Here is a 12809-nt window from a genome sequence, read left to right as displayed (position 1 = left end):
TTCTACACATTCCTTCATTTTCCTTTGGCATTTATTGAATGTTTATACTAAAATTAAATAGACTTTAGGTATAGAGAGTTTAAGCTAAATCTTAATGTATAAATATGGAAACATAGTATGCTTCCAGGATTTTTAATATGTATAAATTAAGGTCGTAACTGAAATCTCTATATCAGAAATTAATTCAGAAGGAGGTTTTATATGGTATCATTTAAGAAAGATTCCGGAGCAGAAAATATAGCTAAACATAATATGAAGTATCTAATAATTGCCGCCTATGCCCTTTCTTTAATTATATTTGGGCTATTATCAGATAATCCTAAAGAAATACTAAACGGGTTATATAAAATTCTCACCCAACCCGATACTCTTATTACTGACTATATAGGTGTCGGGGGGATAGGAGCAGCTTTTATCAACGGCGGCCTTTTGACCCTATTGTTTCTTTTTATACTTTATAGGCTAAAATTAAATATTAATGGTGCTTCTATCGCCTCTTTATTTTTGATTGCCGGTTTTGGTCTTTTTGGAAAAAATCTTTTGAATGTATGGTTTATTGTTATAGGAGTATACTTATACGCAAAGATACAAAAAAATAAGTTTTCCAAATATATTTATATAGCTTTATTTGGTACAGCCATGGCTCCGATGGTCACTGAAATAATGTTTAGTACTAGCTTAAATAAGATTATTAGTATTCCATTAGGTGCAGCTACAGGAATAATCATAGGTTTTATTCTTCCACCACTTTCTACTTATTTGCTAAGAGTTCACCAAGGCTTTAATCTGTATAACATAGGATTCGCTTCGGGGATGATAGGAACAGTTTTTGTGTCGATTTTTAAATCCTATGGTTTTTTACCAAATCCAAGATTTATATGGAGTACTGGTAACAATACATTACTGAGCATATATTTATTTTTGATGTTTTCTTCAATGATAATTTTAGGGTATTGTCTAAATGAAAGGTCGTTTGCTAAAATAACAAGCATAACTGGTTATTCCGGTAGACTTGTAGCGGATTTTGTTTTATTGGAAGGCTTTGCTCCAACACTTATCAACATGGGCATAAATGGCTTTATTGCAACATCCTATATCCTTTTAGTGAATGGCGATTTAAATGGCCCTACAATTGGAGGTATTTTTACAGTAGTAGGCTTTGGTGCCTTTGGTAAGCATCCTAAAAACATACTTCCCATATTTTTAGGTGTATTCCTAGGATCTTTGACAAAGGTATGGAATATAAATGATCCTGCAATATTATTAGCAGCATTATTCGGAACAGCTTTAGCTCCAATTGCAGGAGAATTTGGATGGCAATACGGTGTAATTGCAGCCTTTATACATTCGTCTGTTGTACTTAATGTGGGAGTATTGCACGGTGGATTAAATCTTTATAATAACGGATTCGCTGCGGGTATTGTTGCTGCAATTTTAGTACCTATAATTCAAGCTTTTAGAAAGGATGATTTCTAGTGAAGCATGATAAAAAAAGAATTGCAAAAATAGTAGATGAATTAATTACCTATTTTTTTTCCATGGGAGCAACTGACATTAATATTAACCTAAAGGATGAAAAGGAATGCTATAAAATATCCCTAAAATGTAATTATTCATCTAAGGATCAAAGAAAATTTGATAAGTTAATTAAATATTTAAAATGTGCTAAACAAGAGGAAATGGAGGAATATTTCTGGGAATTAGCAGGAGACTCTGATGTTGATACAGAACTCACTTTAGTAGGCATGATGACCGATGAAGCAAAGATCGACTATAACGATGACGAAATAGAAGTTACCTTGATTAGATATAAGAACTAATAGGGAATGCATATCTCTGGGGATACACTATTGGTTGAAAGTTCTATTGTACAGGTATGGGGTATTTAAAATGGGTTATGAACAGTTTAAAGCCAGCTTTTCTGAAATGAAAGCTGGCTTTTAGACATATGAGGAAATTCCATAACTGTAATTTGGCAGAATTGCATAATATATGTGGTATACCTTTGGAGATTTTTAAACTATATATAGTAGATGTTTTTTGTAGGAAGTAATTATGCAATTTGCTCATATGAGAAAAATAAATAAGTTAAGTTACAAAGTAATTTTGATTATTTTCTGTGCCTCAATTGCCCACATACTTCCTGGATATAAGTGATTAAATAACTACGAAAGGAATTAAAAGTACGAATAATATGACTAGTTTATTGTTTCAATATGCCCTAAGCTGTTTGGGATTTATTTCTTTTCTTCCATCAATTCAAATATTACACCGTCCTTAACAATAAAAGCAATCTTAGTTTTTTCGTCGGCATCAAAGGGATCAACAATTATCTCAGCATCCTTTGCCATTTCATCTATACTATCTACTTTAAAGGCAACATGAGGATTATTTTGCATAATTTCAGGTAGCGGCGAATCCTTTTCATAACGAAGATATTCAAATTTAAGCTCATGTTCCTCTGGATCTGTTATGTATACCTTCAAATCGTCTAAATAGGTTTCATTGGACTGCTTATTTTTTGTTGGTACTCCAACATGCATAAATTCAGCCATAAAAAATCTCCCCCTTATTTATAAACATTACCTGCCCTAGTTAGTTTCACTAATTTCATCGCTATTAACCGATGCTTCATATGCTCCCCTTAGAGTTACCGTCATATATCCATAAAATAATCCTATTGCACAGTATACCAGTTCCGTAAAGGCCGCTCCTTGATATGTTGCAGCTGATATATAGGACATAAATCCAAAGAATACTCCAGATCCAACGAAAACAGCTGGCACAAAGTCAAGCCACGGAATCCTTTCCAAACAAATAACTGGGATAACTACTAAAAATACAGCTAGTGGGAAGCTAAGGAATCCAATACCCATAAACGCAGCCCCAAACTCCATAATTAAAATAGATGCAATTATTCCACTTCCATACCCTAGAAAAGTCTTGATTCCTCCCTTGATGTCACACCCCGCTAGGAAATACATGGCCCAAGCCTGAAAGGCAATCCATCCAAAGCCAAAATTCCCTGCTGGAGGCATAAGCGGGCTAAGTAGTTGGTCAACAATCTGTATAGTAAATGCAAGTGTAGCTATTATAATGGGTATAATGATAAACTTTTTAAAATTCAAATTATTCACCTCTTTTTAATGAATTATATAATTCAAAGGCTTGCTTTGCGTCATACCCCTCATGTACAATACTTCTTATTGATCTTATCATTGCCTTTGGGCTTTCGGCTTGAAAAACATTCCTTCCCATGTCCACTCCAGCTGCCCCTTCTTGAATAGCTCTGTAGGCGATTTCTAATGCTTTTTTCTCTGGAACCTTTTTACCTCCCGCTATAACGATTGGTACGGGACAAGCAGCAGTAATTTTCTCAAAGTCCTCACAATAATATGTTTTTATAATATGGGCTCCAAGCTCTGCTATTATTCTAGTAGCTAAAAGAAAATATTTGGTCGTACGCTCCATTTCTTTACCAACTGCTACTACCCCTAGAACAGGTATTCCATATCTATTTCCCATATCTATCGTCTTAACAAGATTGTTTATGGTCTCACATTCTCCGGAAGCCCCTATAAATACTTGAGTAGCCATACAGGTTGCATTCATTCGGATAGCATCTTCAATATCAACCCCTATAACTTCATGGCTGATATCCTCCTTTGCTACGGAGCTGCCAGCTGTACATCGCAATGCTATTGCCTTATTGTAATCAGGCCTTATTGATGACCTAAGGGCACCCCTTGTCGCCATCAATACATCTGCATATTCCACTAAAGGAGGAATAGATATATCTAATCTTTCAAGCCCCGCCGTTGAACCCATTATATATCCATGATCGAATGCTAACATAAGAGTCTTACCTGTTTTGGGATCAAATATCTTAGATAAACGACTTTTCATTCCCCAGTCTACATTATCCATCCCCTTAACATGAAAATATTGCTTGGGGGTTGGAATCCCTATACCATAATCCTTCGCTAGGATATTTCCATCCTTATCCGCCATGAATTCTCCTCCTTCTATTTTGTAAGGTATGGAGTCCTACAAGGAGCATTCCAATAACCCAACAATTCCTCATCCATTCTTGCTATGAACATTTGGAAACCTGCCATTTCTTGAACAGTAAGAAGCTCTCCTACGGCCCTAGCAACAACCTCTATTCCCTTTTCTTCTAAATACTTATGGCATTTTCTATAAACTATCAATTGTTCCATGAGAGTTGTGGCTCCCGTACCATTGATGATGACCATTAACTTTTCTCCCACCTTAATATCTAAATCCTTTAATAACTCTTCTACCATGATTACAGCCACTTCATCGGCAGTTTTCATTTTGATATGGCCTCCACCACCTTCTCCATGCTGCCCCATACCGATTTCTATTTCATCTTCCCCTAATGTTGAGATAACGCTTCCAGTTGCAGGATGAGTAGCTCCCCGTGCCGCAACAGCTAATGTGGCACTATTATCTGCAAATTTTTGAGCTATTGCAGTAACCTCTTCTAATGATTTACCCTGTGCAGCTGCTGCCCCTGCGATCTTATAAAGTGGTACACAACCTACTAATCCTCTTCTATCCTCTCCCCTTTCCCTAGGTGCATTTGATATATCCTCCTGGGTAACAACTTTTTTGACATTAAGCCCTTCTTTTTCTGCCGCCTTCATGGTTAGTTTCCCTGTCAACATATCTCCTGCATGATTAAGTACAACAAGTAATACCCCTTTGCCCTTATCTGCCATTTTAATAGCTTCAATACATCCCTGTGGTCCCGGAGCCGCAAATATATCTCCTGGAACTGAAATATCGACCATACCTTCTCCTACAAAACCACTTAAAGCAGGTTCATGTCCAGTTCCTCCTAGGGTTACAATTGTTACTCTGTCTGCATCCTTTAACTTCTTATTTACAACTAGCTTACTATCTGTCAATTCTATAATGTCGGGATTAGATAAAGTAAGTCCTTCTAAAAGCTCTTTTGTCAAATTCTCAGGATTGTTAATGAATTTTTTCATTTTCATATGAAACTCCCCCTTTATTATTTAAAAATATGACACTGGTTATAACAAGCTAAAACTATGGATTATTAGATTCCAGACCTTCAGCAAGGCCTATAAATAATAGAGATAAGGATACTGCCCCAGGATCTTTATGTCCAATACTTTTTGCCTTTAAATTCTTAGCCCTTCCAAATTTTGCAGCATATTTTGCTGTATCATTAGCCGCCTCATTTGCTACCTTAGCTACTTTCTTTAGCATGGTAGGAATATCATCATCTGAGTTCCTTATGGTTTCCACTACAGGAATCAAAACATCCATCATTGTCTTATCCCCTACTCGGGCATCGGATATTTCCTTCATAGCCTTTAAAGAAGATTTAAACATTTTCTTCAGGCTATCTTCGTCAACTTCCTTTTCATTTTCAAGCCCATTGGATAGTCCTATGAACATTGTTCCCCACAGTGGTCCCGCTGAGCCTCCATTTACATCCATGATTTTCCATCCAAGGGACTCTAACATTTCCTTGATACCAAGTTTGTCATGATCCCAAGTTTCAATCGATGTCTCAATAACATTTGCTATTCTTTCAATGGTAATCCCATGATCACCGTCACCTATTATGGAGTCAAGCTCAGACAACATCTTAGAATTGTCCTTTATCAAACGGACAGAAGTCATCAGAATTCTTTCCCAATCTGAAAAATATAACATATGCTACATCACCTCCCGAACATTTGTAATTTAAGTATAACATTTGTTATTACATATGTAAATACTTTTTTGGTAAAATATAGCTTTTAGAGACAATAAAAAAACCATGGCTTTATTGCCATGGCAAAGTACTTTACATTTTAAATTTTATTAAATCTATAGCAGTTTTTTCATCTGTAATCAAATGTGTAATATATCCAGTCCTTAATGCTCCATATACCGATTGTATACTGCTGTTACCAGAACATATTCCGATGACCCTCTTTACAGCCCTAATTTTATCTATGGGAATACGTATTGCATAATCATTCTTACCCTGTATAATATTCCCTTCCTTATCAAAATAATATGAGAGAATCATCCCGACAGCTTTCCTCGTAGTCAAAGCTTTTCCAAATCTTAAAGCCGTTGCTTGATCGGGAACTGATGGATAGGAGCCTATACTAATGATTATATTATCTAGCTCTGCCCATAATTCATTTATTTCTCTATAGTTATCAGTATTAATAAATAAATCTCTTTCCTGAGAAGTTGCAGGGAAAGCTGGTGCATATAGATAATATGGCTTAAGTCCTGACTTCTCAGCAAAAACTCTAGTTAACTCATTGGGATGGTACCCCCTATTTGGTATAGATGAGTTACCAATCAAAGGACACACCCGACCTTGATAGTTAGCGGACATTTCACTTTGCTCTATTTTTTCCATAAGTTCCCCTAAAGTATACCCCCACCCCAATCCTAGGGTTTTAGTATCGGGCAAAATATCCTTAACATAATTAAATGCATGATTTAATATAAGTTGCTGGGTTAGATATTCTGTATTGGCTCTAGGTACAATTATGCCACCCCTTAGATTAAATAGATTTTTAAGCTGTCCCATTAATAGGCTGTTATTAATATATGGAGATTTTATCTCAATATGAACTATACCCATTTCCCTAGCCTTACCAAGCATTTTACTTACAAGAGGTCTCGACACCTCCAACTTTCTAGCTATCTCAGCCTGGGTCATATTTTCTTCATAATACATCCGTGCTACCTCTACTAGCCTTAGCACTTCACTCTCATCGGTAATCATTGATTTCCTCCCATTAAAATACTTCTATAGAGAATTCCAAGTTAATCTTAATTTATACGCATTAAAACATCCGCTGTTTCTGGGGATTTTTAATATGTATAAGTTAAGTTATACTATGAAAACCCTATATACAACTATAAATATACTTATATTCCTATCCAACCACATAAAAATTGTACTTTTTACTTAATATTATCCCATGTAATATCAAATGTCAAACTTCTTTCACAAATATAATCCAGGATGAGGTTTTCAATATATTAAAAAGTGATTTTCATGGCTACCCCCACGACGGGAACTAGATAAACCCATGGAAAAGAAGAAGTTATAATTATTCCTCTCTCCATAGGTTCATCTAGTTCTATATATTTAATTTTTCTTTACATATACTGATAATCTCTTCCTTGGAAAAGTCTAAATCTCCCCTTAAAACATATATAATGTCCCCTTTTTTTATTATTACAGTAGACTTTTCATCATCCAAAAAGTATCCCTGCTCCACATTCCACGCTTTAATATTTATCTCACTTATTTGATTATCCATTTCGGCTGCCTCATCCTTTGCTCCTACATCCAAGTACTCTTGTTTGTATCTTTGATATCTCTCCTGCTTTTCTTTTACATATTCTTTAAATATATAATTACTAATATTATTATTTCTACATCTAATATAATGGGTTTCAATATAATCTACTTGATTTGGTTTATGCTTACCTGGCAGGTCCTCCATATACTCAATACTAAATGGTACTAAAATACTAGAATCCTTATATACATCGATATCTAACTCATCTGAAACCACTCCAAGATCCGACAATCTTAAAACAGATATATCGTCTGGAAGGGTATCATTACCGAAATCGGATTTACCAATCGTTGATATCATCATGAAAATTGTCAAGCCTAGTGAAATACCCATAGCTAATACCAATGTAATGACAAATAAAATAATATTTTTATTCCTAGTTCTTTTCTTAGTTCTTAATTTCTTCCTGAAATATATACCTATTATAAGAGAAATTATGGTAGGTATAGAGGCTATTAATAATACCATCCCATTACTCAAACTATTACTTCCAAAGTAAATAATAGATATGAAGAATATAGCTATTAGAGTCCAAGTGATTATGGTATTAATTAAAACCATCTTTTCTGAAGCAAAGTACAAATCTTCACCTTTTTTTGCTTTAGCATTGTTTCTTATAAACCATATAAGCTTAGGTAAATATATTGACAAAGCAGCTAATATTAAAAAAACCGGCGTTATAATCGTAATCAGCATAGCATTGCTAAAAAGACTTTCATAGGTCATTCTTATGGCACTATTTAGTGAAGTGCCTATAATAATAAGCATCATTATCATAGATATAAATTCAGTTTTCATAAAAGTGTTCTTTATTATTTTATATTCTTCACTACTATCTGTGTGTATGGGAGTAGCAACAGCTTTTTTGTCCTTATAAAATATTTGATATATCTGGCTGCTCGTACAGTATGTCCATCCACTACTCTCACAGAGTTCCCTAAAATCCATTGATTTTTCTTCATCTGGATAATCAAACATGGTGTGTGGATAGAATAAGCTAACATTGAAATCTAAGTCCTTTGGTTCACACTTTTCGAAGGTGAATTTTCCCTTTTTCCCTTCCACTAGCATGTATCCCTTTGCTGCCATTTCTTCAAAATAGACTTCTAAGGATTTATAATCTGTTACGGAAGTAAATTGTCGTTTTTTTATGATGTCTTTACTCATGTGAGCCCTCCCCTAATGCAATATTACCATCAATAACTAATAATTTTAGTCTATCATACTCGTCTTGGAGTACACTCTTACCCTTTTCCGTCAAGCAATAGGTCTTTTTTCCATCCTTAACCGATACAATACTAACTATATCTTCCTTGAGAAATCTAGATAGTAGTGAGTACAGTGTTCCAGCCCCCACCTTCACCCTACCATCAGTTGAGTCCTCTATTTTTTTCATGATCCCATACCCATGTATAGGTTCAATTAAATTAAGTAATATATAGTACATGGGTTCGGTCAAAGTTTTTAGCTGTTTTCTAGCCATAATAACCCTCCATTTTATTAATTGAGGAAATTGCATAACTCTTACTTGGCACAATTGCATATGCGAATATCATCCTTGATTTAAATACTTAAGATATAAGCATATTTGATGGTATAGCTTTAAGGATTTTAAAACTACATGTAATAGATGGTTTTTACAGAAAGTAATTATGCAATTTGCTCAATTAAGAAAATTGCATAATTCTAACTTGGCTAAATTGCATAATAAATGCGGTATGCCTCTAGGGCATTTAAGACTATGTGTAGTAGTAAGTTTTTGAGGATTGTAATTATGCAAGTTGCTCTATTATTTCAATAATATATCAATATTCGATATATGTCAATACTAGATATATATCAATATTAGATATATGATATTATGATAAAATATATAAAATAGAATAAGCCGTCTCACATATTATTGTAAGATGGCTTAATATCCTAATTGATTAATTGCTTTTTTTGTTTACTTAGGCGGGTTCTGGCATTTACTATCTTCACACATTCTTTGCAATAAAACCCCTCCCTATCCCTTTCCCTTCCACACCGTCCACATAGGTTATTAGCAACCTTTTCTCGCTTCCGTTTTGTACTATAATCACTGATTTTCCTTTTACATTCTTCGCAATATGTTTGACCAGCCTCTATTTCCTTAGAACAATAAATACATAAATTTTCTTGTCTTCTCTTTTCCCTCATAATTTGCATATATTTTATATTGTTCCCATTACATTTTTCACATAAATATTTATCAGTAGCTTTTGGTATTCCACACACGGGACATAATCCCAGCTCAATTCTATTTTCTCTTCTTACCCTATCCCGCTGCCTTCTTTTCTCCCTACATTCATCACAGGTATACTTACCTGTATTATTTACATTTCCACATTCAGGACATAATCCCCTTGCTATTCTATCTCTTCTTTTTCTTGTTATACTATTCATTTTTACTTCCTTCCTAATGATATAGACTCATTATGTAAACTTTTCTTGTTTTTATTCAGTTATCAACATTTTTATATATTATTAACATTTTTTCATTTATCAAACATTTATTCCAAATAAATTAGCAATTCCCTCTACATCCTATATAATCAAAGCCCATTTAATTATATAGGTCAATCATTATTAATAGTTAATATGATAAATCTATATTCCCATAAAACTTTATTTTATAACTGTACATATTAACCCCAGATTGCTAAAATAGTGATGTCGAATGTTTGACAAATTTGGTATTATATAGAATATCTATAAAGAGGAGGTTTCTTGCAATGACACAAAAAACTATGAATGCTGGGGATTACATCAACGAGGTATTAGAAAAAGTAAAAAACAGAAATGCTAGTGAACCAGAATTTTTACAGGCGGTTGAGGAAGTATTGGTTTCCTTGGCTCCTGTTTTAGAAAAACATCCGGAGTATGTAGAAGCGAATTTACTTGAAAGAATGGTTGAACCGGAAAGACAAATTCTTTTTAGAGTACCTTGGGTTGATGATAATGGTAATATTCAGGTTAACCGCGGAATGAGAATCCAATTCAATGGAGCTATTGGCCCATATAAAGGTGGTTTGAGATTCCATCCATCAGTTTATATTGGTATCATTAAATTCCTAGGATTTGAGCAAATATTTAAAAACTCATTAACTGGACTTCCAATAGGCGGAGGTAAAGGTGGATCTGACTTTGATGCCAGGGGAAAATCTGATGCTGAGATCATGAGATTCTGTCAAAGCTTCATGACAGAGCTTTATAGACATATCGGTCCAGATGTAGACGTTCCAGCTGGTGACATTGGTGTCGGTGGAAGAGAAATAGGATATCTTTATGGACAATATAGAAGACTAAAAGGTTCATTTGAAAATGGGGTTCTTACGGGAAAAGGACTTTCCTATGGTGGCAGCTTAATTAGACCAGAGGCTACTGGATTTGGAGTAACTTATTTCTGTCAAGAGATGCTAAATCATCAGGGAGAAACATTAAAAGGAAAAACAGTAGCTTTATCAGGCTTTGGAAATGTTGCCTGGGGAGCATGCCAAAAGGTTGAACAGTTAGGCGGAAAAGTAGTTACCCTTTCAGGTCCCGATGGATATATATATGATCCAGAGGGAATAACTGGAGAAAAAATAGATTATCTACTGGAAATGAGAGCTTCTGGAAGAGATAAAGTTCAAGATTATGCAGATAAGTATGGTGTAGAATTCTTCCCTGGAGAAAAACCATGGGGAAGAAAGGTTGATATAATAATGCCATGTGCTACTCAAAATGATATTCATTTAGAACATGCTAAACAAATAGTTGCTAATGAAATCAAATATGTGGTAGAAGGTGCTAATATGCCTACTACAAATGAAGCCGTAAAATATCTACAAGAAAACGGAGTCTTAGTAGGCCCAGCTAAAGCAGCGAATGCTGGTGGAGTTGCAACTTCAGCCCTTGAAATGTCTCAAAACAGCATGAGATTATCCTGGACTAAGGAAGAAGTTGACGATAAGTTACATCAAATAATGAGTAATATTCATAATAATGCTATGAAAGCTGCCAAGGATTATGGATTCGGATATAATCTAGTTGCAGGTGCCAATATAGCTGGTTTCTTAAAGGTTGCCGACGCTATGCATGCACAGGGAAATTACTAAGCATTAACCGAATTAAAACCTCTCTCCTAAAAATAAATTACAAGAAATAGGAATTCACATTATTTTGAATTCCTATTTTTATTTGTTCCCATTCCAAATTTGTGTAGAAAGTAATTATGCAATTTGCTACATTAATATTGACATCTCAGAAAAAATAAAATAATATAAATTATAGAAATCGCAATAAATCTTTTATATTTTGATTTCTCGAATCCCATAGAAACATAGGCTATTTGAGAAATCAAAATGGAGATTTATAAGTGTTTTCTATTTAAAACTATTGTTTTCACATGATAGACATTGACCCTTCTTTATATTTTTGCAGGGCCTTATGGATATCAACACTTCTTTCACATTATCTAGGTTATCATATACTATCCCCTCTACTTCATGGGATATAGTATCCCCCTTTAAAATTGTAATACCGGGATCTACGCATATCTTAATATCTACAAACACCTTTGGTCCATGTTTTCTTGTTCTAATTTTATTTATGTTTATTATCTCTTTATGACAAAGTATTTTATTGACTATATCCTGTAACGCTTCTTCCCCTATGGATATATCCATAAGCTCATTATATCCTTGTATAAATAGCTCCACTCCTATTTTTATGATTATCGCTGATACTATCAAAGCCGCTAGAGGATCTAAAAAGACATATCCCATCCTTGCTCCAATTATACCTACTAATGCAGCAATAGAAGATAGGGCATCGGAACGATGATGCCAAGCATCTGCTATAAGGGCATTACTATTTATTCTTTTTCCTCCGTACATCGCTATTCTAAATTGTATTTCCTTTACGAATATAGAGCCCCCAGCAATCCATGCCGCTAAAATACCTGGGACCTCTGTTTTTCCTATTATGATTATTTTAAATGCTGAATATCCTATATTTACTCCTACAGCAGTCAAAAAAATAGCCAATACAAAACCCGCTATGGATTCTGCTTTTTCGTGTCCATATTGATGCTCCTTATCCTCGGGTTTCTTTGAAATAAAGAATCCTAAAATTATACCAATAGAACTTCCCACATCGGAAATAGTATGGACTCCATCGGCTAATATCGCGGTGGAATTAAACAGTATCCCTGCCCCAACCTTTACTACTGCCAAGATGATATTAATTATAACTGTAATCCATGTTATCTTATTTCCGAATCTATATCTTTCATCATCTGATAAGGTACTTATATTATTCAACTCACCACCCCATTATCAATTGATATTTACCCACTATTATTATATTATTATGCTAGCTTTGTTGTTACAATGTATTAAAAGAGTAGAAAATCAATTCATTTCT

13 protein-coding genes are annotated in these 12809 nt (G+C 34.4%); 3 read left to right on the top strand and 10 right to left on the bottom strand.

Translation table 11 applies throughout. The features are described 5' to 3' along the window. Positions 1-201: 201 nt before the first annotated feature. The gene (locus tag N4A68_02490; protein MCT4563185.1) at positions 202-1476 is read left to right on the top strand and encodes a DUF1576 domain-containing protein; all 1275 of its coding nucleotides are present in this window, start codon (positions 202-204) and stop codon (positions 1474-1476) included. Further along, positions 1476-1820, top strand: a complete 345-nt coding sequence (locus N4A68_02485) for a hypothetical protein (GenBank protein MCT4563184.1) — start codon at positions 1476-1478, stop codon at positions 1818-1820. The genes N4A68_02490 and N4A68_02485 overlap by 1 nt, the downstream gene beginning before the upstream one ends. Positions 1821-2237: 417 nt before the next feature. Here the strand turns inward: N4A68_02485 and N4A68_02480 are convergent, their stop codons facing one another. The 9 genes from N4A68_02480 to N4A68_02440 form a co-directional block, all read right to left on the bottom strand. After that, a complete protein-coding gene (locus N4A68_02480; protein ID MCT4563183.1) occupies positions 2238-2555 on the bottom strand; it encodes a hypothetical protein in 318 nt (105 codons plus the stop codon). Between the two features lie 36 nt (positions 2556-2591). Next, entirely contained in the window at positions 2592-3128 is a 537-nt protein-coding gene (locus N4A68_02475) for a DUF1097 domain-containing protein (protein MCT4563182.1), read from the bottom strand. Between the two features lies 1 nt (position 3129). Continuing rightward, the gene (gene lsrF, locus N4A68_02470) at positions 3130-4011 is read right to left on the bottom strand and encodes a 3-hydroxy-5-phosphonooxypentane-2,4-dione thiolase (protein MCT4563181.1); all 882 of its coding nucleotides are present in this window, start codon (positions 4009-4011) and stop codon (positions 3130-3132) included. Positions 4012-4025: 14 nt separating this feature from the next. Continuing rightward, positions 4026-5024: a dihydroxyacetone kinase subunit DhaK gene (locus N4A68_02465; protein MCT4563180.1), complete on the bottom strand. Its 999-nt coding sequence runs from the start codon at positions 5022-5024 to the stop codon at positions 4026-4028. A gap of 55 nt (positions 5025-5079) precedes the next feature. Continuing rightward, positions 5080-5715 (bottom strand): dihydroxyacetone kinase subunit DhaL, encoded by a 636-nt coding sequence (gene dhaL / locus N4A68_02460; GenBank protein ID MCT4563179.1) that lies wholly within the window; start codon positions 5713-5715, stop codon positions 5080-5082. 133 nt (positions 5716-5848) lie between these two features. Then, the gene (locus N4A68_02455; protein MCT4563178.1) at positions 5849-6793 is read right to left on the bottom strand and encodes a transcriptional regulator; all 945 of its coding nucleotides are present in this window, start codon (positions 6791-6793) and stop codon (positions 5849-5851) included. 361 nt (positions 6794-7154) lie between these two features. Next, complete coding sequence (locus N4A68_02450) at positions 7155-8546, bottom strand: DUF2812 domain-containing protein (GenBank protein ID MCT4563177.1); 1392 nt, start codon at positions 8544-8546, stop codon at positions 7155-7157. Beyond that, a complete protein-coding gene (locus N4A68_02445) occupies positions 8539-8862 on the bottom strand; it encodes a PadR family transcriptional regulator (GenBank protein ID MCT4563176.1) in 324 nt (107 codons plus the stop codon). Before N4A68_02445 ends, N4A68_02450 begins: the two co-directional genes overlap by 8 nt. Positions 8863-9302: 440 nt before the next feature. Then, positions 9303-9806 carry a hypothetical protein gene (locus N4A68_02440; GenBank protein MCT4563175.1) on the bottom strand — a complete coding sequence of 168 codons (504 nt, stop codon included), beginning with the start codon at positions 9804-9806 and terminating at the stop codon, positions 9303-9305. Between the two features lie 329 nt (positions 9807-10135). Here N4A68_02440 and gdhA point away from each other — a divergent pair, with 329 nt between their 5' ends. After that, on the top strand, positions 10136-11500 hold the full coding sequence (gene gdhA, locus N4A68_02435; GenBank protein ID MCT4563174.1) for an NADP-specific glutamate dehydrogenase: 1365 nt from the start codon (positions 10136-10138) through the stop codon (positions 11498-11500). A gap of 267 nt (positions 11501-11767) precedes the next feature. Here the strand turns inward: gdhA and N4A68_02430 are convergent, their stop codons facing one another. After that, positions 11768-12706 (bottom strand): cation diffusion facilitator family transporter, encoded by a 939-nt coding sequence (locus N4A68_02430; GenBank protein MCT4563173.1) that lies wholly within the window; start codon positions 12704-12706, stop codon positions 11768-11770. Between the last annotated feature and the right edge of the window lie 103 nt (positions 12707-12809).

This window comes from Maledivibacter sp., assembly GCA_025210375.1.
GTDB lineage: Bacteria > Bacillota > Clostridia > Peptostreptococcales > Caminicellaceae > JAOASB01.
The sequence above is the reverse complement of the archived record's forward strand: the minus strand, read 5'-3'. Positions and strand labels throughout refer to the sequence as shown.